Here is a 23,121-nt window from a genome sequence, read left to right as displayed (position 1 = left end):
TTTTTTCTTCTATTCTACATCGACCATTTCTACAATCATAATATGAAGAAGCTGCGACAAATCCAGCTCCGTTCCTAGGGGAACTGAAGCTCCTTCCGCATCATACAAAACTCTTATAATCGGACGCTGCGGGTAGTCTGAATTGATTTCGGCTACGATACCGATCTCACCTGTGCTTAGCTTAACGGACATGCCAAGAGGATAAACAGCAATTCGATCCCTAAATAGAGATAGCATCCACTGTTCATAAAGAGTACCCGACCCCGTATATAAAATTTCCAACGCCTCATGTGGCAGCATCGCTGGACGATAAATACGATTCGTTGTCATCGCATCATAAGAATCCGCAATTGCAATCCATTTCGCAAATTCGTGGATGCTATCAGACGTTAAGCCCCTTGGATATCCGGATCCATTCAAACGCTCATGATGCTGATAGGCACAATGGGCAACAATGCGCGGAATATTAGGATCTTCTCTCAAAATGCGATATCCGTATTCCGCATGCTTCTTAATCATATCGAATTCAAGCTTTGTAAGTGGACTCGTCTTATTAAGAATAAGAGGATCTAAATGCATCTTACCAACATCGTGCAGAAGCGCCCCCATCGAAAGCAACTTAAGCTGGTCTCGTTCATAGCCATGATATACGCCAAACAGTGTCGTATACACACATACGTTTAAGGAATGACGAAATACGTAGTGATCCGTAGTCTGTATATCATTCAACATCACCATCGCTTTATTGTGCTTCGAAATATCATGAACAAGATTGTCGAGCATTCCCGATACGGTAGCATCCATGTCATGATCAAGCCTGCGCTTGCGAGCGCGTCCGTCAGACATATGCTGCATGAATTGCTGGCGAATCGCTTTATTAGCCATAATTCTAGTTTCATCACTTAATAGATCGGGAGCTACAATTCCTTCCGTTCGCTCATCTTCTACATAAATATAAGATACGTCCCTTTCAATCAAACGACGAATAAAAGTATCCGTCATTTCAACTTGTTCTTGAAGCAGAACCATACCTTCTTCATTATAGATCTTTTTAGCAAGTCTCATGCCGGGACGGCAATTCATAATCGGTATCCACCGCACTGTCAGTCAACCCCTGATTCTTTCAAGATGATATTCGTTCCACACGCAAGGAGTTATCTTACCATCATACCATATAGTCGCTACCATTATGGCGATATGATGTTGGTGTTGGCCTTATGTCAATACATAATGATGAGCCAGAACAGACCAGCGAGTGCGAATCGATAAATAGCGAAGTATTTCAATTTGATAGCTTGTATATATTTAAGGAAAGAAATAACGACAATGTAAGCTACTATAAATGAAACGATGAATCCCAATAAGAAGACCGCGAGACCGTCGCCACTTATATATTGATAATTGCTAAGCAATTCATAGCCGGTTGCAGCGATCATAATAGGTATCGCAATTAAAAATGAAAAATCCGCGGATGCGCGATAACTTACTCCACTCAGCAATCCACCGGATATGGTTGAACCAGAACGTGAAAATCCAGGCCATAGCACAGAGATTATCTGGTATACGCCAATTAATAACGCTTGCTTATATGTAATTTGGTCGATAGTATGTGCCGTTGGTTCACGCTTGGAACTGAACGATTCAGCCAACCACATAAAAATCCCGCCCACAACCAACGCCCACATCACTGTACTTGCACTGAACAAGGACTTAATGAAATCTTTTGCAAAAAAAGCAACTGCCAGCGCAGGCAAAATACCTAGCCCCACATGAACAAGATTCAAACTAGCGCTTCTCTCCGCGCCTCTAGCTACAGTGACAGGACGAAGTCTGAACATGGCTAATAATCGGTCCCGATATACAATTGTAATCGCCAAAATAGCACCCAACTGAATCATAATCATAAACGTTTTTAGCAACGGATTATTTTCATCTAATCCAATAAATGAAGCTGTCAAAATCATATGCCCTGTCGATGATACAGGAATAAATTCCGTTAATCCTTCTACCATTCCTAAAATAACAGCGATTAACACAGTCAACATGCGTACTCCCTCTTTCTCCAAAAATGTAATGGCATCCATGGTTACTGGGATTTATTGCAGTCTTAATGTGGATATATCGCCTGTCATGTGCATCTAGGGTGCACATAACAAGCATAGCAGAAAACCTACTAAAACTCTATGAATAAGCAAGTTAACTAGAGCTATGTAAGCAGTTTCTTGTCTATTATTCAAACTTTCATCATTTGACAAATTTTTAATAAATACGACAAGCTTCTATCTTTAATTGGTAAATGTTGTTGATAGACCCCGAAATTATTGATATGATGAAATCACAAATTTACGAATAGGAACGGTGAAGCGCACGATGCGTGTACATGTGAATGATCTGCAAGCTGGAGACATTTTGCAGAACGATGTCTTCAACCAACATGGTGTTCATGTACTCTCTGCGGGTACAGTACTAAGAGAAAGAGACATCGGCATCCTTATCGGTCATTTGATTGACGATATAGACATCATAGCCCCTACACCATTTCACTCACCACAAGATCATCTAACTCATACTCCAACAACAAGAGCCACTATACCTAGTTCTACCGATTCAATTTCAAGTTCTTCGAATCATGCAAACAGCTACGAGAAACTATTTCCTTACTATCAAGATGCAGTCAAATCAACGAATCTATTGTTTCATCATGCGCTTACGAACGGGCGCCTCGTACAAGAAGCTGTGGACTATACGATTACCCCATTGCTGGAACAATTTCAACAAGAACGGGATGTCGTTTCCTTGCTCCTTCGCCTTAATTCACAAGATGATTACACCTGCCAGCATTCTGTCCAAGTCGGGATGTTGTCCTACTATTTAGCAACATGGCTTGGCCATACAAAGGAAGATGCGCTGCGTATCGGGAAAGCCGGATATTTGCATGATATAGGAAAGTGCCAAATCGATCGTGATATTTTAAACAAACCTGCCCCATTGACACAAGAAGAATATGAACAAATGAAGCTTCATCCACTTGCAGGCTATCAAATTATCCGTTCTACCTATGAAGACAAGTGGATCGCAATTGCTGCCTTACAGCATCATGAGCGTATCGACGGCACTGGATATCCAGAAGGGATCACAGGTGACAACATACACCTGGTAGCCAAGATCGTATCTGTTGCTGATGTTTACAGCGCAATGATATCTTCTCGTACTTATCAAGATAAGAAAGATCTACTAACGGTACTGAAGCAAATGTACCAACTGAGCTTCTCGAAGCTCGATCCGATTATTACACATACGTTTATCCGCTACATGCTACCTAACTTCCTTCATAAACGTGTAAAATTAACAGATGGTCGTGACGGCATCATCGTTATGAATCACGCGACTGAATTTTTCAGGCCGCTTATTAGAGTTGAACAAGAATTTATCGATCTTACGGCCAATCGCGATCTGGATATCGATTATGTATATGTATAAGGACAAGAATTAAGAAGAATGTAATTTTATATGGTTCAAATAAGATGACTTCACTTATTTAGTATAAGTAGTAGTCATCTTTTTTCGTTATCTAATTGTTTGAGAGGGACTTCCATTAAGACGCATCACAATCAAATTACGATTCGGATATGAATTTCAAATTATGATAAATTACATCAAAAAAGCAAGGCAGTCACTTCATGTGTCTGCCTTGCTTGCGCTATCATTCATACAATAAACGAACTAAGCCCTTTTAATCTTTTCTAGATACTTAGCTTATATTTTTTCGTTATACTCATTAACTTCAAACATAAGAATATTATTGAAGATTACATAATCCACTCTCGATCTAAACGGCCCTTTATTGTTATCGTATTTATTAATTAAAAACTTTGATTTTGCTGTACTGACTCCCTTATCTCTAGCATCGTACCAATTTAAAAATGCTTGAATATCCTTCATTGGTAGATCGTATTCTTTTTCAAGTCCATTAATCATCGTCACGACAAGTATTGCACGTGCACCTGGTGACTCTTCAGGATCAGTCGGTTCTTCTGGTTTTGGTTCCTCAGGCTTAGGCTCTTCGGGCTTTGGTTCCTCTGGTTTTGACTCTTCTTCTTTTTTAACTGGCGTTGCGGAAGCTTCATTGGAAATAATAAATTCTTTCTCTTTCACAATAGAGCTTACTTGGAAATAATATGTCGTACCATTTATTAAATTTTGAACCGGGAAGTTATCATATACATCTTTAGTAACCGTAATGGATTCCGTATACTTTCCAGGCTCAGTGCCATATTTAATAACATATTTCTCTGTACCAGCAATAGGGTTCCAGTTCAGATTGACAGTTGAATCTCCTGCTTGAGCATTAAGGGTAATCGACTCCGCATTTCCAAATGTAAGTTCATTAATTGCAGCCCACGATGTTTTACCATCTACTGCAATTTTAATTCCTTCATATGTCCCCTTTTTAATTGCAACAGGTGGATTAATCGAATTAAAACCTTCTAGTAAAAGAGTAGTTGGTTCACTTACTTTCACCCATTGGTTATTTAGCAATCCGAAAATTGTATATTGTACAGAAACCGGTGGAGTTGCATTCGTAGCAAACTGAACAAAATTTAATTCAATTGCCTTTGGAAAAACCAGTTCTATCTCAGCCTTTGAAAGAGAAGCATTCCATCTAGTTTTAATATCACCGTCTATTACATTGGCTGCTATATGATCGCTATAAACGTTATTAGCTTTTGCGATTGTACCAACTGGCGCTGAATGACCTAGCATTCCTTCAATCGTTTTTCCACTTGCAGCACTAATAGTTGTCGCAGCTAAACTCAAGGTAAAAATAAAAGCTACTAATAATGAAGACACTAACTTCTTAATATTCATTGTTTATCCTCTTTTCTCTGTTGTACCTATAAAGTATATGGTTTCAATTGATATGTCTAAACATTAAATCTCAAAAATAATCATATATAACATTATTTTACTTTTAGTTCTATTTTGAAGCGTTTTTTTGTTTTTCTGCTTGTTAGCATATAGGTTTACATTGAAATATAAAAAATTTAAGTTTCGTTTGAATAACATGATTTCCTTGTATATACAAGCACTGGAGCAGCATAGAAAAAAAAAGCGTACCCGAAACATTCGGGCACGCTTTTTTTCAATTACTTGTGTTTATATTACGGGATACATTATAGGCATTTGTACATCAAATCAGAAACTTATAGTTCCTAATAAGTTACCCAATACTGCCTTCCATCTCGAACTTGATCAAGCGATTCATCTCAACCGCATACTCCATCGGCAATTCTTTCGTGAATGGCTCGATGAAGCCCATAACGATCATCTGAGTTGCTTCATCTTCAGTCAATCCGCGGCTCATTAGGTAGAAGAGTTGCTCTTCAGATACCTTAGATACTGTCGCTTCATGCTCAAGCGTGATGTTGTCATTCAGAATCTCGTTGTACGGAATTGTATCGGAAGTGGACTCGTTATCAAGGATAAGCGTGTCACATTTTACGTTCGACTTAGCTCCATCGGAGTTACGTCCGAATTGAGCAAGACCACGGTATGTTACTTTACCGCCATGTTTCGAGATCGACTTGGATACAATTGTTGATGTTGTATCTGGAGCCAAGTGAATCATCTTAGCACCCGCATCTTGGTGTTGACCTTTACCTGCTACAGCAATGGAAAGTACGGAACCTTTAGCGCCGCGACCTTTCAAAATAACTGCAGGGTATTTCATTGTCAACTTGGAGCCGATGTTACCATCAACCCACTCCATATTTGCGTTCTCTTCGCATACAGCACGCTTTGTAACCAAGTTATAAATGTTTGGTGCCCAGTTCTGAATCGTCGTGTAGCGAACGCGAGCGTTCTTCTTCACGATGATTTCAACAACTGCAGAGTGAAGAGAGTTTGTGCTGTAGACAGGAGCTGTACAACCTTCTACGTAGTGCACGAAGCTATCTTCGTCTGCGATGATAAGCGTACGCTCGAACTGACCCATGTTTTCCGAGTTGATACGGAAGTAAGCCTGCAATGGAATTTCACACTTCACGCCTTTAGGCACGTAGATGAAGCTTCCGCCGGACCACACCGCACTGTTCAAAGCAGAGAATTTGTTGTCTGCGATTGGAACAACAGTACCGAAGTACTCTTTGAAAATTTCAGGATGCTCACGAAGAGCAGTATCCGTATCTGTAAAGATTACGCCTTGATCTTCAAGCTCCTTTTGCATGCTGTGGTATACAACCTCAGATTCGTACTGAGCAGATACACCTGCAAGGAACTTTTGTTCCGCTTCAGGAATACCAAGTTTATCGAACGTCTCTTTGATTTCCGTAGGAACTTCTTCCCACGTCTTACCTTGTTTCTCAGATGGACGAACATAGTATTGGATATCATTGAAGTCCAATCCATCCAAGTCTCCGCCCCAACGAGGTGTTTCCATTTTCTCGAACTGCTTCAAAGACTTCATACGGAAGTCCAGCATCCATTGTGGCTCGTTCTTAATGCGCGAAATTTCTTGTACGACTTCAGGTGTTAAGCCTTTACCCGATTGAAAAATCGCTTGGTGATTATCTCGGAAGCCATACTTATACTCTTCCATTTCCGGCATTGATTTAGCCATCACCGTATACCTCCTTCAGTAATGTCACCTGAACCTTGTTGGCTCAACTGACTTCGATCTATGATTCAATACCTTTGCGCAATGCGTTCCACGCGAGTGTTGCGCATTTGATTCGTGCTGGGAATTTCGACACTCCTGATAGAGCTTCGATATCCTCCGCTTCCTCCTCAAAGGTAACTTCTTCACCTTTTACCATGGCAGAGAACTTTTCAGCCATTTCCAGTGCTTCTTCAAACGACTTACCTTTAACAGCCTGAGTCATCATCGATGCACTTGACATACTGATCGAACAGCCTTCTCCCGTAAAACGAGCATCTTGTACGATACCGTCTTCTACCTTAAGCTGTAAGGAAATACGGTCTCCACAAGTTGGGTTGTTCAGATCGATCGTCACCGCATCGCCTTCAAACAAACCACGATTGCGTGGCTGCTTGTAATGATCCATGATGACGCGACGGTACAGATCATCCAATTGCATCGCTAAAATACTCCTTCGTCTCCAGCAATCCTTTAACGAGCTGGTCAATGTCTTCCTCTGTATTGTACAAGTAGAAGCTCGCACGTGCGGTTGAGCTCGCCTTAAGCCAGCGCATTAACGGCTGACAGCAGTGATGGCCTGCACGAATTGCAATTCCTTTTGCATCAAGAACCGTTGCCAAATCATGCGGATGAACTTCATCCAGATTAAAGGTGATAAGACCTACACGGTTTGTAGATGGACCGTAGATCGTAATCCCTTCAACCTCCGAGAGTCTATCATATGCAAGTGAAGCCAGCTTCTGCTCATGCTCATGAATCGCATCCATACCAACTTCCAGCAAGAAATCAATCGCTGCGCCCAATCCGACTGCACCGGCGATGATAGGTGTACCGCCTTCGAAACGCGTAGGCGCATCTTTCCAAGTGGACTCGTAAAGATCAACCATGTCGATCATTTCGCCGCCGAATTCAATCGGTTCCATCTTGTTCAGTATCGCCTTCTTGCCGTACAATACACCGATTCCAGTTGGGCCGCACATTTTATGTCCTGCAATCGCAAAGAAGTCACAATCCAAATCTTGAACGTCAATCTTCATATGCGGCGTACTTTGTGCGCCATCCACAACCATAACGGCTCCGTGTCGATGAGCAATAGCAGCAACTTCTTTAACCGGATTAATGACGCCAAGCACGTTTGAAGCATGAGTCATCGCAACGACTTTTGTACGTTCCGTAACGGTAGCTTCAACATCTGCAAGTGCAATCGTTCCATCCGGCTGCAGCGGAATGTACTTCAACGTAGCTCCCGTTGCTTTTGCTGCCTGCTGCCAAGGAATTAGATTGGCGTGATGCTCCATTGGTGTAATGACAATCTCGTCACCCTCCCCACACACAGAACGTGCATAGGAAGAAGCAACTAGATTCAATGCCGTTGTCGCACCACGTGTAAACACAATTTCATCCGTGCTCTTCGCATTGATGAATCGCGCTACTTTTTCACGCGCACTTTCGTAAGCGTCCGTCGCACGTGAACCAAGAGTATGCACTCCGCGGTGTACGTTGGCGTTATCCCACTCATAGTACTTCCGTACTGCATCGATAACAGTACGCGGTTTCTGTGAAGAAGCCGCGCTATCCAAATACACTAACGGGTATCCATTAACGTTCTGATGCAAAATGGGAAACTGCTCACGAAGTTCGCGTCCTATCATTGTCCTAACTTCCTTTCGATATAACGACGAAGCAATGTTTGCAGTTCTTCGTTAGGGAGTTCTGTTACGACTGGATCCAAGAATCCGCGAATAATCAACTTCTCAGCATCTTCACGCTTAATACCACGAGACATCATGTAGAACACTTGCTCTTGGTTCACTTGTCCCGCAGAAGCAGCGTGACCAGCAGTTACATCATCTTCGTCAATAAGAAGGATCGGGTTCGCGTCTCCACGAGCTTTAGGGCTAAGCATAAGCACACGCTCTGTTTGCTCACCGTTTGCTTTAGTAGCGCCTTTTTCGATCTTCGTAATTCCGTTAATGATTGAGCTTGCTTGCTCACGCATAACCGCACGCGTAATCATTTGAGAGTCAGAGCTCTTACCGAAATGTACAGCTTTTGTCGTGATGTTCAACTTCTGTTCGCCGTTACCGACACAGATGATTTTTGCATCAGACGTGGAGCCGTTACCTTTCAAGATAGAAGTCGTCTCGGATACTGCATTACCGTTATGCATTTCACCTACGACCCACTCAATACGGCCATCATTCTCTACATGAGCACGACGATATGAAATATCAGCCGCTTGCGCTCCCATATGGTGAATGGACGCATAGTTCACTTGAGCTCCGCTCTTAACGAATACTTCAACTACACCGTTAATAACAGATGCTTCGCTCATCTCAGCAGAGATAAAGTTATCGACATAGTTCACGCGGCTGTTAGAATCAGCTACGATCAATACATGCGGTGCAAATGTTGCAGATGCATTGTCATGTCCGAACAACGCTTGCAACGGCACGCTTACTTCTACATTTTTCGGCACATACAAGAATACGCCGCCGTTCCACAATGCAGCATGGATAGCCGCAATACGGTGCTCATCATAAGCAACCGCTTGGAACAAATACTCTTTAACGAGCGCTTCGTGCTCGCGTACAGCCGTCTCAAGGTCTGTAAAGATAACGCCTTGCTGCTTCAAATCTTCTTGCAGCTGGCTGTATACAGCTCCTGAGTTATGTTGTACAACAACATTATTCAAATCCGCTGCTTCGTCTTCAAATACTTCACGAATGAAAGCTGGAACTTCGTTCCACGCTGTCACCGCATTTACGCTTGTTGGCGTACCGTATGCTTGAAGATTCCAACGGTCAATTTTTGTTTTTTCCACGATAGGCAGGTTTAGTTCTGCCGCTTTCTCCAACGCCTGCACACGAAGCTCAGCCAACCAGGCTGGTTCGTTCTTGCTGCGGGAGAGAGCTGCGACCGTCTCGCGGTCAACTGGTACGATCATTTCTGTACTCATCGGTCTATCGCTCCTCCTGTCCGTCATTGATTACGACTATTCGTCTTGTCCTACTGTCTCGTCTTCGATACCCAACTCTTCTTTGATCCAGTCGTAACCTTCAGCTTCTAGACGTTGAGCAAGTTCTGGTCCACCAGACTTCACGATGCGACCTTGCATCATAACGTGAACGTAGTCAGGTGTGATGTAGTTCAATAGACGTTGATAGTGCGTAATGATAAGGAAGCCGCGTTCTTCGCTGCGCATAGCGTTAACACCGTTAGCAACAATACGCAAAGCATCGATATCAAGACCGGAGTCGATCTCATCGAGTACGACAATTTTTGGATCCAACAGCATCATTTGAAGAATTTCGTTACGCTTCTTCTCACCACCGGAGAAGCCTTCGTTCAAGTAACGGTGAGCGAACTCTTGGTTCATCTCAAGTTCTTTCATTTTGCCTTCCATTTGACGGATGAACTTGATAAGGGAAATTTCATTGCCTTCACCGCGACGAGCATTGATAGCACTGCGCAAGAAGTCAGAGTTCGTTACACCAGCAATTTCACTTGGATATTGCATTGCAAGGAATAGACCTGCACGAGCACGCTCGTCTACTTCCATTTCAAGTACATCTTCGCCATCAAGTGTAACTTTACCATCTGTTACTTCATATTTCGGGTGGCCCATCAATGCGGAAGCCAATGTACTTTTACCAGTACCGTTTGGTCCCATGATAGCGTGCACTTCGCCGCCCTTCATTTCAAGGTTGATACCTTTCAAAATTTCTTTACCTTCAATGGTCGCCTTCAGACCATCAATGACAAATTGAGTCGCCATGTGTGTAGTACCTCCACTAATTGAGAGTAAGTGTTGATTTTATTAAAAATGAGTTGTTCACAAATTATAGAAAGCAAAATTTCTATAACATTTATCACATAGTATTTATTATAAAGTGATTCTCAGTGATTCTCAACATGATTTTATAGGTTTAGGTCGTGTATTTCAACTTTTCCAGCAAGCTTTCGCGAATTGAACATATAAGTAGCACTAGTTCGACATTTTCGCCATACTTTCATCATAAACAGCTATTATACAAGCTAAACCGTCATGTAACTATAACATATACCGCCAACAGATGCTTGCTTACGATCTATTCTTTCAATACTTGTGACTTTTCGGACACTTTTGAAAAAATATAAGAGCGATACATAATCAAAGATTAGTCTATTTTGAAACAGTAAAATACTATTTCCTATTCCAATCATCCACGGCCTTATATGTGGGAAATAAGAAAAACTCCCTTCATCGACATATCGACTAGGGAGTTCCGCGATAGACTTAATGCGAACCTCTATAAATAACTCGATTATTTCGATCTTGAATCGCCCGATCATTATTGGGATAGATTGCCTTTAGGTTTTGTATATGTGCTGCAGTCAATGTGATCGGCTCTTCGAATACGTACCACTGTACCCCTTCACAGTAATCCGGCGTTGTTAACGAACCCTTGTATTGATAAAACGTTCCTTCTGGGATTAAATAATTTAAATTGATCACATCATTAAGGGTATAAGTAGTATGCGGCACGGTAGGCAAGTTATCGAAAATAGTTGCAAGTTCGCCGCTAGCGCTTCCCGCTTCAATAAATACAGCAACAACGACTGTTCCACGCACTTTATTCGGATTTGATGGATCTGGAGCTTCTTTATGAACAAAATGAATTTCAAGTGGATACTCTACGGCAGGCTGATGGGAAAACTTTAGATGATGTTCTGCATTGGAGTGAAAGTGGAATTGCTCTAAATAATAATCAACATGATTTACTGTAACTTTTCCTAAAGATGGGGGCTCACTCACGTTCTCAAAAATCTCAATTTCCCTGCCCGTATTTTCAACGACTGGAGAAAAGGCTGGATAATAGAACGAAATTTGTTTGGAGGCTGGCAGCAATGTAAAGGAAGGCTCGATAACGATTGGAGATTGGGCTTGATTAGAAGGTGGTGTAGAACATGGAGTCGCAGACGTTGTTAATCCTCCAGCAGCTGCCCCCATCGCGGGGAGCATAACAGTTATCGATAATACAATAGCTAACAAATAGCACTTTGTTCGTCTTCCTCTCATGACATCATCCCTTCTTTAAGTAAAGGATACAGCATCATATAGGTATGAACAGTTCGTAACAGATATGTTATACAATTTCCATAACGCCAAAAAGCGCATCCCAAATAAGGATGCGCTCGCAATATGCTCGCCTAATATCGATGCAGCATTATGTGCTGAATAAGCATTGAATTTTGACCAGAATTATCCTAAGTAAGCTTCAAACATCCATACATGCTTTTCGAAATCAGCTTTCATCCCAAGGAACACATCCCCAGTAGCCTCATCGTTTGCTTCTTCAGCTGCTTCCATAGCTTGCTCAAACTCCGAAACGAGTTGTTTCAAGTCTGCTACGAGCTGCTTCACCATTTGTTCTGCATTTTCATTGCCAGTAGATTCTTGAATCGTTGTATGCTCCAAGTATTGCTTCAATGTGGAGTGCGGTTTGCCCCCAATCGTCAGCAAACGCTCTGCAACATCATCCATTTTCAATGTGATCTCATTATAAAGCTCTTCGAATTTCTCATGAAGTTGGAAGAACATTGGTCCTTTAACGAACCAGTGATAGCTGTGAAGCTTTACATATAGAACATTTAGATTGGCAACTTGCTGATTCAAAAGAGTTTGGATGCTTTGTTGTACGGCTACGTTTGTCATGATTGTTACCTCCGTTAATTGAACTAATTTTTAATTTATAATTATTCTAATATAGAAATGAAACTAATTCAATACTTTTTTTCATGTTTTAACTTGTAAAATGTTCCTGTCTATTGCTACCATGTATATTGTTACATTACTACGTATTTCCCACTACTCCTATACAAGCAGTTTCGTGCCTTCAATAGCTTCAGCACTACACTTCCTTACCCGACTACAATTACAATGAAACATTTTTAAAATATAGTATTCCCATCGGAAATAAAATCCTATATACTATTCCGAAAGCGTGTTTACAAGAAATACCTTTATTCACCGTGTATGATTATAGCTCAGGGGGTGCCGCATAGCCTATGACAGAGAACACATCTGCTTATCATCCGCTTACCGTCGAAGAAGCGATTGACGTGGCTAGGTCTGTTACAAATGTATTTTATCCAACTGATGATTTGATATGTGATGAAATTGGTGACGGAAACTTGAATCTTGTGTTTCGTGTACGACTCGCTCATTCGGAGTCCGCTTCCCATACACCAAGTCTTATTGTGAAACAGGCACTGCCTTATGCCAAAGTTGTAGGCGAATCTTGGCCACTGACATTAGAACGCGCACGTATTGAAAGTGATGCTCTGCTGTTCCAGGGCAAGCTCGTGCCACAGCTTGTACCGCATGTTCATTACTATGATGAAACAATGGCTATGACGGTTATGGAAGATCTAAGTGATCATGTCATTATGCGTAAAGGATTAATCGAAGGAAACCGTTATCCTTTATTTGCTGATCATATTTCAGAGTTTTTAGCCCATACCCTTTTCTTCTCATCTGATCTAGGCATGAATCAACAAGAGAAGAAATTGCACGTGCAGCGCTTTATTAATCCTGAGCTATGTAAAATAACAGAAGATCTTATTTTTGATGATCCATATACAAATTCACCAAATAATAATATCGATGAACAACTGCTCGCTGATCATGCCAAACTTTGTTCCGATCATAAACTTCATCTTGAAGTTGCATTGCTTCGTCAAAAGTTCCTTACGAGTGCACAAGCATTATTGCACGGCGATCTTCATACAGGAAGCATTTTCATCACACCGCAGTCTACGAAGGTTATCGATCCAGAGTTCGCCTACTATGGACCTATCGGCTTCGATATCGGTGCTATATTTGCTAACTTACTGCTTAATGCAGCAGGACATGAGCATTGGAGCCATGAGGAGCAGCTGCGGGAAGTACATCGCAATTATTTGCTATCAACTATCCGCGAAATATGGAATCGATTCGATGAGAAATTCCGCAGCTTATGGGATGAGCATGGCGTTGATCGTATATCCCGTACAAAGGGCTATCAAGATTTATACATGGAACAAATTCTGCAAGATACGATTGGATATACAGGAAGCAAAATGATCCGTCGCATCGTCGGGCTTGCTCATGTAGCTGATGTTGGATCCATTCCTGATCAAGCAGCCAAGCTGCGTGCTCAGCGTATCGCTCTGCAACTTGGTACAGCACTCGTGAAGTCCAATCGCCGCATTCGTTCAATTGAAGAGATGTTTACAATATGTGAACATGCTTATAAAGGAGTTTATACATCTTGACGAACCCTACTAGCACAACTACGTCACAGGAACACCCATTATATGTAGAATCAAGTGAAAATTCAGGACACACGACTGGAGAACAGCTCCAGTCTGTCCGCTGGTCAGAAGACGATGTGCTTGAGCTTCTGGACCAACGAGCATTGCCGAACGAAATTAATTTCCTTCGCCTTACTGACGTGCAGGATGTATGGCAGGCGATCTATGATATGGTTGTCCGCGGAGCACCGGCAATCGGAATTACTGCCGCATATGGCGTTATAATTGGAATTCGCAACGACCAAGTCGTTCAAGTTGAGGAATGGCTGCGCCAGGTAGAGCAGCATGCTGCATATTTGGCAACATCCCGCCCTACTGCTGTTAATTTGTTCTGGGCACTTGATCGCATGACTGCCCGTGCTCATGAATTAGCAAATACAGAAGTTCCACTTGAACAGCTGAACGAACAACTATTGCAAGAAGCAATCGCGATTCACCGAGAAGATGAAGAGATATGCAGACAAATTGGCGAGCATGCGCTAACTTTGTTTAGCGATGGAATGGGTATTCTCACGCACTGCAATGCAGGCGGATTGGCTACTGCCAAATATGGGACTGCACTTGCACCCATTTATTTAGCAAAAGAACGTGGCATTTCACTTAAAGTGTTTGCAGATGAAACAAGGCCCGTCCTTCAAGGCGCAAGACTGACAGCATTTGAATTGCAGCAGGCAGGCGTTGATGTCACTTTAATTTGTGACAATATGGCCGCTATGGTTATGCAAAAAGGCTGGGTACAAGCCGTTATCGTCGGAACAGATCGCGTTGCTGCTAATGGTGATGTTGCCAATAAAATAGGGACATATGGCCTAGCTGTATTAGCTAAAGCTCACAACATACCTTTCTATGTCGCTTGTCCTATATCTACTATTGATTTGAACACGCCTTCAGGGGACCTTATTCCTATTGAAGAACGTCATGAAAAAGAAATAACGGAAGCGTTCGGGAAACGAACGGCGCCTGAACATATTCAGGTATTTAATCCCGCTTTTGACGTTACGCCAAATGAGCTAGTTACGGCAATTATTACAGAGCGTGGAATTGTTAAGTCGCCCTATCACATTTCCTTAAAAGAAATCTTCGAATAGAAGCGGTTACAATATCAATAGCTTCGAAGAAGAGCGGACTAACTCCTAAGCCCGCTCTTTTTATTTTGCCGTCCATCCCTTTTTCATACACATAAGTAAGCTCTACGACATAAGAAGCAGGGCCTCTTTACCGGCCATTCCAACCTTTACGCCTATACTGGCAGCTTCATCGGTTATCGATTCCAACGGCGCCTCCCAAAGCTGCTCAAGCGTTTTTACTCCTACAGCACGACCTGCTAGTATACGGCGATCCTTTAACTTCTCATTAAGCAACCCTACATCAAGTGCCCCACACATAATATATCCACGCTCAGACGTTATAACTAATAATGTCGTTTTAGGCAGCAGCACTTCTATTCCGATAAATGTCTTGCCCTGTTCTGTTATCGGCACAATATGAACCACGGGTCAGCAACCTCCTTTTATACCGCTATCCAGCAGCATTTATACGGTCCCCACAACATATGCAGGAACAGGATATATGTTGAAAAGGAAGCTTTTCACCTCGATTGATTTTAAGAAAAACACTATTTTTTAAACAAAAACCATAATATAATAAGATCCATCAAGCTACTCACCACTGTAAGGAGAACTAGGAACAATGACTCAGTTGAAGAAGGCACAACATTCGGTTCACAAATTTTCAATCGACATCTTAATACAGGGACCTTCTAACGCTGCCGCTATGGAGAAGCTTCTCCACTTGCTGAACCGTGATGCTGACATATTGGATATGAAGATTCAATCAGGCGCAGAGATCGGCTCACTACTAGACTTGATGGAGTTGATGCAACAGCACAACCTTGCAGCTCCCCCGTTTGGAAGCAGCAGCACTGGGCAGAAGTTGTTCAAACCAACCCCACATTCTAACGCTTTGGAGAAGCAAAGTATTGAATGTAATAAGAAAAAAATATCACTAACAACGACGAAACACGCTCCATTGCAACAACAAGAGCAGCAATCACCGCCTAGCTTAATGGAACAAATCAATGATCATATCCAGAAGCAGCGACTCATTCGCCTGCATATTAACAAAGGCCATGGCGTTAAACTCAGCATTCCCTGTAGAATTTTAAATTTCGATCCTGATTCACAATTAATGAACGTTTACCACGTAGACGAGAAGCAAGTGTATGCTTACTACATAAATGAAATCGAAGAAATGATAATATAGCTTAATAATAGCTAAAAAGCCGCCTCCTTATATAAGGAAGACGGCTTTTTGTTTCACTTCACCTTATGAAACCAATTGATCTTGCAGCATCATTTCAATTTCTGGGACAGGTATAGGGGGACTAAAGTAATAGCCTTGAATTTCGTCACAGGCATGCTCTTGCAAAAACCGGAGCTGTCCTGTGTTCTCCACTCCCTCTGCAATGACATGAATATTCATAGTGTGACCCAACGCTATAATAGCAGATACAATTGCAGCATCATTGGGATCATGCTCCAAATCACGTACAAAGGAACGATCAATCTTAAGTCGATGTATTGGGAAATTTTTAAGATAATGAAGCGAGCTGTATCCGGTTCCGAAATCATCAATGCTAATGGAAACTCCCATTTGCTTTAGCTGTGACAACACCTTAGAGGCACGATCCACGTCCAATGTCATCGTTTCCGTAATCTCCAGCTCTAAATATTGTGGGGGAAGTCCTGTTCGTCGTAACACTTCCTGAACAACTTCCATTAAGTTCTTCTGCTCAAACTGACGAACTGATAAATTCACCGATACCGGTATCGGTGGAAGGCCTGCGTCTTGCCATCTCTTATTTTGGATACATGCCTGTTCCAATACCCATTCACCCAATGTCACGATGAAGCCGCTCTCTTCAGCTAGCGGGATAAACTCACCAGGAGGTATCCTACCTTTATGTGGATGATTCCAACGAATAAGTGCTTCCATTCCGATAATTCGTTCGGTATTCATCTCAACTTGCGGCTGATAATAAAGCTCATACTCATTGTTCAGCAGAGCGTTACGCATTTCATGCTCCAGCGTCAGCCTTTCAAGCGAGACTACATCCATTTCAGGTGTATAGAACAAAAAGCTATTTTTCCCCTGCTCTTTAACTTTTGACATTGCGGAGACGGCCTTCTTAACTAGAGAAGCCGCATCTTCTTGCTGAATTCTGCCGCCATCTTCACTATAAATAGTAACACCTATACTCATCGCAACATGAACAGGAATATCTCTTAACAAAAATGGTTCATCCATCATACGAAGCAACTGCCGGGCTTGTTCGGCGACATGTTGATCCGATTTGACCGTAGTAAGTACACAGGCGAACTCGTCGCCTTCCATTCTTGCCAATACATCATGCGGATTCATTTTGCGCAGCAATCGTTCGGCAATCTGCAAAAGCAACATATCACCGAAGTCTGGGCCAAATGTATCGTTTATTCGCTTGAAACGATCGATATCCATATAGAGCACCGAAATATAGATGGATTCGTCCTTTTCTTTCGCCATTCGCAACAAATCGTTAATATGCTGCATAAGCTTTCGGCGATTGGGAAGGCCTGTCATATCATCATAATAGGACATATAGTGAATTTCTTCTGCCATATGCCTCTTTGCATAATGATCTTGGATATAAATGACACAACCCGTTTCTTGTTCCTGTTCAAAATCAAGCGGCTGGTGAATGTGAACAAACCAATCTTGAGGGTAACCTTCGTAATGCAGACCTTTGACCTCAATCGTCACATTGTGCTTATCCTTAAGAACTTGCCCAAATTTCTCCCTAAAACAAGGCAAATATGTAGGAACAATAATTCCTTCATCTGTCAATGGTTGATGCTCTTTAACACCTATCAAATCTCGGAAGGCTCGATTGGTAGCCACAATATGTCCTTTGGTGGACATATATAACGCAGGTAACGGCAAATTCTCGTATACGAACTTCCAGCGATTGTTCGCTTGAGAAGCAGTTGGGCCGCCGAACGCGAACTCATTGCCAACATCAGTTGACGCAAGCGCTTGCTGCTCTAGATATTGGGCACGGTAGTAACGACTAATTACAAAAACATTGACCAACTGAGCTAGTATCAGCACATTTAACACATAACGCATTGCATCATTAGAAATGAACCAAATCGCTGCACATAAAATAAAAATAGCAGCGTTTATTCCAACTACCCATTGAATCATGTTAGCAAGAGTCGCACTCCGTTGCGATTGCTGTCGATGTTGTCCATCCCTGGATATCACTCTCATCTCGTCCTCTCCGGCTCCATGTACGTATCTATGAAGAACGTCTCGCAGCTAGAGCAAGCATAAGCCACCCAGCAATAAATGCGATCCCGCCAATCGGAGTAATAGCTCCTAGCACTTTTATACCTGTGAAGCACAATACATAAAGACTTCCTGAGAAAATTACGATGCCCAGTGTTATCAAGCGCGCTGACCAGAGCACCTTGTTTCTGTTGCTTTCAGGCAACCGCTCGCTAAGCAAAGCAATAATGAGAAGAGCAAGCGCATGAAAAATATGATATTGCACAGCTGTCTCATAGGTGGCTAATCGATCAGGTGTCAGCATGTCCTTCATCACATGAGCACCGAACGCACCCAGACCAACTGCGAGGGCAGCAGCAATGCTGCCTATCTTTATGTAGCGATTTAACATGTTGCCAGCTCCTTTAGTTCTGTCGGCAATATTTACTAGAACAATTCCTTATTTATTTTATATGAACTGAAATGCTTTTTCCATAACTTATTCTAAGTATGAGCATTGTTTCACATATTAGAAACACAATTAGAGAGGCATTACCGCGCTACCTCTCTTCAACTTCCAGGAATAACGTCTACATCACATGATACACACGTTCAGGCCGTCCTACTGTTCCATACACCACATCGGCTCGAAGCGAGCCTTGGGTAACAAGATATTCTAAATAACGACGAGCAGTCGAGCGGCTAATGCCTACCATTCTTCCCAGTTTATCCGCTGATATGCCATGTCCCGCATATTGCAAATGCTCCATAATCTTGTCTAGCGTTAGTTTATCAATTCCTTTCGGGTAGTAAGGCTCCTTCATTTTCTCAGAGCGTCCTCTGAGTAGCGCATCCACTTGCTGTTGACTTACCGCCGTCATTTGGGAACTAAGCTGTTCCATTTCATAGTGAAAATGTTTGTACTTCTCTAGTGTCTCCAGCATCCGATCGTAAATCACGGGTTTGATAATAAAGTCAAATACACCACTTTGAATCGCCTCTCTAATCGACTTCAAATCTTTAGCCGCTGTTATCATAATGACATCCACGTACGGATAGTTTTGTTTCATAAACCGAAGCAGTTCTAAGCCGTTCATATCGGGAAAGAAAATATCAAGCAGCACAAGGTCTGGATCTAAAATATGAAGCTGTTCTTTGGCCTGTACCTCGTCAGTAGCGATCCCGACAACACTATAGTCAGGCACCTTCTCTACTAGTCGACGATTGATTTCTGCAATGCGCACATCATCTTCAACGATTAGTACTCGAATCATTGTGATCCCCCTCGCTTTCGCCCATTGAGCTTTCCTTTGGAATGATAACAACAAATACCGCTCCCGAACCTTCTTCACGAGCATGACAATGAATCATACCACCCAATTGTTCTACAGCCTGTTTGACAAGACTTAAGCCGAAACCACGATGCTCACCAATTTTTGTCGTGAACCCAAGATTGAAAATACTATCTCCATACGCAGTTGGTATCCCAATACCAGAGTCCTCAACTTCAATCATCAATTCATTGCCTGTGTCTGACAAAAATATTCGGATTAATCGCTCTTGCTCCATTTGATGAACAGCTTCCAATGCATTATCTATCAAATTGCCAATTATCGTTACCAGCTTATTGCGATCGACATGCTCCGGCACGTTCTTAAAACTGCTCGCAGCATCCACTTGCAGCTCGACATTCACTTCATGCGCTCGATTGAACTTTCCAATAAGAAGGCCTGCCACGATATGATCAGGAATCTCTTCCATCATAAAATGCATAAAGTTTTGGTGCATATTTGATTCTTTTGCAATCAAGTCCAGTGCTTCTGCATAAGATTCTAGTTGAATGAGACCTGCTATTAAATGAAGTTTATTCGAAAATTCATGTGTCTGTGAACGCAATCCATCTGCATAATTGCGAAGCTGTGACAGCTGCTCTGTTAATATAAACATATCTGACTTGTTGCGGAAGCTTGATACCGCTCCAATGACTTGATTGCGACTATTAAAAATAGGCACACGACTCGCAACCAGACTCCGGTCTCCAATCGTAAACTCCACATCATACTGAGAGCACTTTGACTCAATTACTTCCATTAATGTGGTCTGTGGAAATAAAGTTGTGATCGGAACCCCTGTCATATCCTGTGGCTGCAATCCCATCAGCTCGAAAGCCGCAGGGTTCATTGTCGTGATATACCCTTTTTCATTAATAGCAATAATACCTTCACGAATCGATTCTAGCAGTGTTTTTTTCTCTTGATAAAGCCTTCCTATCTCTACAGGCTCCAATCCATGAATCGATTTTTTCACATTTTTCGTAATGATTACTGCACCACCCACACCAAGAAGTATAGCTAGTGCCGCCAGCCCAGAGATCGATAACTGATAAGGAAGAACTTCTTCTTTAATATCCTTTTTCAAAAAGCCGACGGAAACGACACCAATAATGCGGTTATTATCATCAAATATCGGTGCCTTACCTCTCAACGAAGCTCCAAGGCTGCCTATAGCCTCAGATACGATAGCCTCCCCACGAAAAACTGCGTCATTGTCACCACCCATCATTGGTTTACCAATGCGATCAGCTACAGGATGGGCTACTCGTATCCCATGTTCATCACCAACAACAATGAACTCTGCTTCCGTCTGAAGCCTAATCTGCTCTACTAGAGGCAAAATAATAGCGGTAGGGTTATCTTTCTGAAATGCCTGTTTTACCTGATCCATATTAGCAATCACTTTTGCCAATCGGAGCGCCTCTTCTCCTGCCTGCGTCTTCATCGTTGACATCCACATCGCGTGGAACGTCCATGACAGCCCGATAATAACAATCGATAATAAGGTACAAATAAGAAGCATTAACTTCGTCTGCAACCTCATGGATTCCCCTCCTAATCGAACATAGACGTTGATTTTCTCTCTATATGATCTATCGCGGTAAAACAGTAAAATCAAAAACCACTACACCTATAGTAAGCGCTTTCTGAAAATAGGACAATTTATGCGCCGTTGTCGAACCTGTAATTCGCTAGATTCCTAAAGCAAATAATAGTCTTTTGTATATGAACCATCTGACAATTTTCTAGTTTTTTCTACTATATCATCTGTGAAAGTTTTGTGAATACCAACAACTTTGTGAACTTTATGAACAAAATGAATTTAAAATGCAGAAATGCTAAATATGAACGGATACTATCTCAAAATTAGATCGTTTGGTAATATTATGTTTGTAAGCGTTATCATTATGTTGTGGGGGATGAACTTATGAAAAAACGATTTACGTGGCAATTTGCTCTACTAGCCCTAATCACTGCTTTGACTTTGAGCGCTTGTAGTACCGGTGGACAAAGTGCAAAGTATCCTGACAAAGCGGTTAATGTCGTTGCACCTTCAGGAGCTGGCGGTGGCTGGGATAAAACAGCACGCTCCATTACTAAAATTTTAACAGAAACAAAGCTCGTAGCTAGCCCGTTAACCGTAGAGAACAAGCCAGGTGGCGGCGGCGTTGTGTTCCTTGGCGAATACGTCTCCAAAGATGCTAATGACATGCATAAACTATTCGTTAACTCACCTCCTATTCTTATCAACAACTGGAAGAGTGAAGGCAAGAGCCCATACGGCTTCCGTGATGTTCAACCACTTGCACAGCTGACAACAGACTATGGTGCAATTGTAGTATCTGCAGACTCTAAATATAACGATATCAACGAAGTAATCGCAGACATCAAAGCTGATCCTACGAAAGTAACTGTAGCTGGCGGCTCCGCTCCTGGTTCAATGGATCACTTGATCGCTGTACTCCCTGCTTACAAAGCTGGCGTTGATCCAAAGACAGTTAAATATGTTTCTTATGATGGTGGCGGCGAAGCAATGACAGCTTTGCTGGGTAAAAATGCTGACGTAATCGCTACAGATGCATCTTCTGTTGGTGAATTCCTTGAAGCAGGCAAAATTAAAGTGCTGGCTATTACTGCTAATGAACGTCTTGGCGGTATCCTAAAAGATGTACCTACACTCAAAGAAAAAGGCATTGACGCAGACTTCACTATTTGGCGTGGTGTGTTCGGTCCTAAGAAACTGAGTGCAGATCAATTGAAGTATTGGGATGAGACATTCAAAGCTCTAAATGATAAAGAAGAATGGAAAAAAGAACTTGAAGCTAATGGCTGGCTTCCAGAGTACAAAAACTCTGCAGACTTCACGAAGTTCCTTGAAGAGCAAGAAGTTACAATTAAGCAGTTGCTGACAGCTCTTGGCATGGCTAATGCTTAATCTATCTTAATATGAATAGGGGTTTGACATCATGATGAAGCGTTTTGACACATGGGCAAGCCTCGTCTTTCTTCTAATCGGTATTGCGTTTGTAGTAGGAAGCACGCAGCTAAGCACCTCTGCCTTTGGCAGCAGCGTCGGTCCTGATATTTTCCCGATGGGTCTTGGCAGCATTCTAATCCTACTTAGCGCCAGATTAATGTTCGAGACATTCAAAGCGCCTGTTGCTGCAAAGCAACAGGCGCACGTTGAATCTGCCGCTACCGCTGAAGAAGAAGATGAGGCAATCGTGCCTTCCAAACCGAACTACAAAGGATTTTTCCTTATTTTCGGCGCAGCCTTTTTATATGCATTTTTCTTAGAAGATATCGGTTATCCAATAGGAACGTTCTTATTCCTATTATTCGCCTTTCAAGTTATGGAACGTGGCAAGTGGCTCGTATCTACGATTATCGCTGCTGCTTTCTCCTTAGGTATTTATTTCGTATTCGTAAAAATTTTGCAGGGAACTTTGCCGGGCTTCCCGTCATTTATTCCGTTGTAGGAGGTGC

Annotated in this window: 21 protein-coding genes; 6 read left to right on the top strand and 15 right to left on the bottom strand. The window is 42.2% G+C overall.

What is annotated here, in order from left to right; all coding sequences use genetic code 11:
• Positions 1-9: 9 nt before the first annotated feature.
• Together FPZ44_RS04065 and FPZ44_RS04060 are read right to left on the bottom strand one after the other, a co-directional pair.
• Positions 10-1,101 (bottom strand): HD-GYP domain-containing protein, encoded by a 1,092-nt coding sequence (locus tag FPZ44_RS04065; protein WP_144987648.1) that lies wholly within the window; start codon positions 1,099-1,101, stop codon positions 10-12.
• Positions 1,102-1,220: 119 nt separating this feature from the next.
• Positions 1,221-2,045, bottom strand: coding sequence for an undecaprenyl-diphosphate phosphatase (locus tag FPZ44_RS04060; RefSeq protein WP_418789121.1), 825 nt, complete (start codon positions 2,043-2,045; stop codon positions 1,221-1,223).
• Positions 2,046-2,370: 325 nt separating this feature from the next.
• On the opposite strand from FPZ44_RS04060, the gene FPZ44_RS04055 reads away from it, so the two are divergent.
• Positions 2,371-3,480, top strand: coding sequence for an HD-GYP domain-containing protein (locus FPZ44_RS04055; RefSeq protein WP_144987646.1), 1,110 nt, complete (start codon positions 2,371-2,373; stop codon positions 3,478-3,480).
• 276 nt (positions 3,481-3,756) lie between these two features.
• Here the strand turns inward: FPZ44_RS04055 and FPZ44_RS26335 are convergent, their stop codons facing one another.
• The 8 genes from FPZ44_RS26335 to FPZ44_RS04015 form a co-directional block, all read right to left on the bottom strand.
• Entirely contained in the window at positions 3,757-4,869 is a 1,113-nt protein-coding gene (locus FPZ44_RS26335) for a fibronectin type III domain-containing protein (protein ID WP_186785906.1), read from the bottom strand.
• A 352-nt stretch (positions 4,870-5,221) separates the two neighbouring features.
• On the bottom strand, positions 5,222-6,619 hold the full coding sequence (gene sufB / locus FPZ44_RS04045) for a Fe-S cluster assembly protein SufB (RefSeq protein WP_144987644.1): 1,398 nt from the start codon (positions 6,617-6,619) through the stop codon (positions 5,222-5,224).
• 58 nt (positions 6,620-6,677) lie between these two features.
• The gene (gene sufU, locus FPZ44_RS04040) at positions 6,678-7,097 is read right to left on the bottom strand and encodes a Fe-S cluster assembly sulfur transfer protein SufU (protein WP_144987642.1); all 420 of its coding nucleotides are present in this window, start codon (positions 7,095-7,097) and stop codon (positions 6,678-6,680) included.
• On the bottom strand, positions 7,084-8,310 hold the full coding sequence (locus FPZ44_RS04035) for a cysteine desulfurase (protein ID WP_144987640.1): 1,227 nt from the start codon (positions 8,308-8,310) through the stop codon (positions 7,084-7,086). The genes sufU and FPZ44_RS04035 overlap by 14 nt, the downstream gene beginning before the upstream one ends.
• Positions 8,307-9,617 (bottom strand): Fe-S cluster assembly protein SufD, encoded by a 1,311-nt coding sequence (sufD, locus tag FPZ44_RS04030; protein ID WP_144987638.1) that lies wholly within the window; start codon positions 9,615-9,617, stop codon positions 8,307-8,309. Before sufD ends, FPZ44_RS04035 begins: the two co-directional genes overlap by 4 nt.
• Before the next feature lie 36 nt (positions 9,618-9,653).
• Positions 9,654-10,436, bottom strand: coding sequence for a Fe-S cluster assembly ATPase SufC (gene sufC / locus FPZ44_RS04025; protein ID WP_028594200.1), 783 nt, complete (start codon positions 10,434-10,436; stop codon positions 9,654-9,656).
• A 501-nt stretch (positions 10,437-10,937) separates the two neighbouring features.
• The gene (locus FPZ44_RS04020; RefSeq protein WP_144987636.1) at positions 10,938-11,720 is read right to left on the bottom strand and encodes a carbonic anhydrase family protein; all 783 of its coding nucleotides are present in this window, start codon (positions 11,718-11,720) and stop codon (positions 10,938-10,940) included.
• A 183-nt stretch (positions 11,721-11,903) separates the two neighbouring features.
• Positions 11,904-12,356, bottom strand: coding sequence for a Dps family protein (locus tag FPZ44_RS04015; RefSeq protein ID WP_144987634.1), 453 nt, complete (start codon positions 12,354-12,356; stop codon positions 11,904-11,906).
• A gap of 353 nt (positions 12,357-12,709) precedes the next feature.
• Here FPZ44_RS04015 and mtnK point away from each other — a divergent pair, with 353 nt between their 5' ends.
• Positions 12,710-13,957, top strand: coding sequence for an S-methyl-5-thioribose kinase (gene mtnK, locus FPZ44_RS04010; RefSeq protein ID WP_144987632.1), 1,248 nt, complete (start codon positions 12,710-12,712; stop codon positions 13,955-13,957).
• Complete coding sequence (mtnA, locus tag FPZ44_RS04005) at positions 13,954-15,084, top strand: S-methyl-5-thioribose-1-phosphate isomerase (protein ID WP_144987630.1); 1,131 nt, start codon at positions 13,954-13,956, stop codon at positions 15,082-15,084. Before mtnK ends, mtnA begins: the two co-directional genes overlap by 4 nt.
• 102 nt (positions 15,085-15,186) lie before the next feature.
• Here mtnA and FPZ44_RS04000 read toward each other — a convergent pair whose 3' ends face one another.
• Positions 15,187-15,489, bottom strand: coding sequence for a YunC family protein (locus FPZ44_RS04000; RefSeq protein ID WP_144987628.1), 303 nt, complete (start codon positions 15,487-15,489; stop codon positions 15,187-15,189).
• Positions 15,490-15,685: 196 nt separating this feature from the next.
• Between FPZ44_RS04000 and FPZ44_RS03995 the strand changes: the two genes are divergently transcribed.
• The gene (locus FPZ44_RS03995) at positions 15,686-16,258 is read left to right on the top strand and encodes a hypothetical protein (protein ID WP_144987626.1); all 573 of its coding nucleotides are present in this window, start codon (positions 15,686-15,688) and stop codon (positions 16,256-16,258) included.
• A gap of 63 nt (positions 16,259-16,321) precedes the next feature.
• Here FPZ44_RS03995 and FPZ44_RS03990 read toward each other — a convergent pair whose 3' ends face one another.
• From FPZ44_RS03990 to FPZ44_RS03975, 4 genes are all read right to left on the bottom strand, one after another.
• Positions 16,322-18,304, bottom strand: a complete 1,983-nt coding sequence (locus FPZ44_RS03990) for a GGDEF domain-containing protein (RefSeq protein ID WP_261378189.1) — start codon at positions 18,302-18,304, stop codon at positions 16,322-16,324.
• A gap of 28 nt (positions 18,305-18,332) precedes the next feature.
• Positions 18,333-18,713 carry a DUF423 domain-containing protein gene (locus FPZ44_RS03985; protein ID WP_144987623.1) on the bottom strand — a complete coding sequence of 127 codons (381 nt, stop codon included), beginning with the start codon at positions 18,711-18,713 and terminating at the stop codon, positions 18,333-18,335.
• 178 nt (positions 18,714-18,891) lie between these two features.
• Positions 18,892-19,575 (bottom strand): response regulator, encoded by a 684-nt coding sequence (locus tag FPZ44_RS03980; RefSeq protein ID WP_144987621.1) that lies wholly within the window; start codon positions 19,573-19,575, stop codon positions 18,892-18,894.
• Positions 19,553-21,178 (bottom strand): ATP-binding protein, encoded by a 1,626-nt coding sequence (locus FPZ44_RS03975; RefSeq protein ID WP_144987619.1) that lies wholly within the window; start codon positions 21,176-21,178, stop codon positions 19,553-19,555. The genes FPZ44_RS03980 and FPZ44_RS03975 overlap by 23 nt, the downstream gene beginning before the upstream one ends.
• A gap of 384 nt (positions 21,179-21,562) precedes the next feature.
• Between FPZ44_RS03975 and FPZ44_RS03970 the strand changes: the two genes are divergently transcribed.
• Both FPZ44_RS03970 and FPZ44_RS03965 read left to right on the top strand, forming a co-directional pair.
• Entirely contained in the window at positions 21,563-22,570 is a 1,008-nt protein-coding gene (locus FPZ44_RS03970; protein WP_144987617.1) for a tripartite tricarboxylate transporter substrate binding protein, read from the top strand.
• Positions 22,571-22,601: 31 nt separating this feature from the next.
• The gene (locus FPZ44_RS03965) at positions 22,602-23,114 is read left to right on the top strand and encodes a tripartite tricarboxylate transporter TctB family protein (RefSeq protein ID WP_144987615.1); all 513 of its coding nucleotides are present in this window, start codon (positions 22,602-22,604) and stop codon (positions 23,112-23,114) included.
• Positions 23,115-23,121: the final 7 nt, after the last annotated feature.

Origin of the sequence: Paenibacillus agilis, from assembly GCF_007786455.1 — a bacterium.
Taxonomy (GTDB): Bacteria; Bacillota; Bacilli; order Paenibacillales; family Paenibacillaceae; genus Paenibacillus_B; species Paenibacillus_B agilis.
Note: the sequence above shows the minus strand (reverse complement) of the source record. Positions and strands in the feature narration are given on the sequence as shown.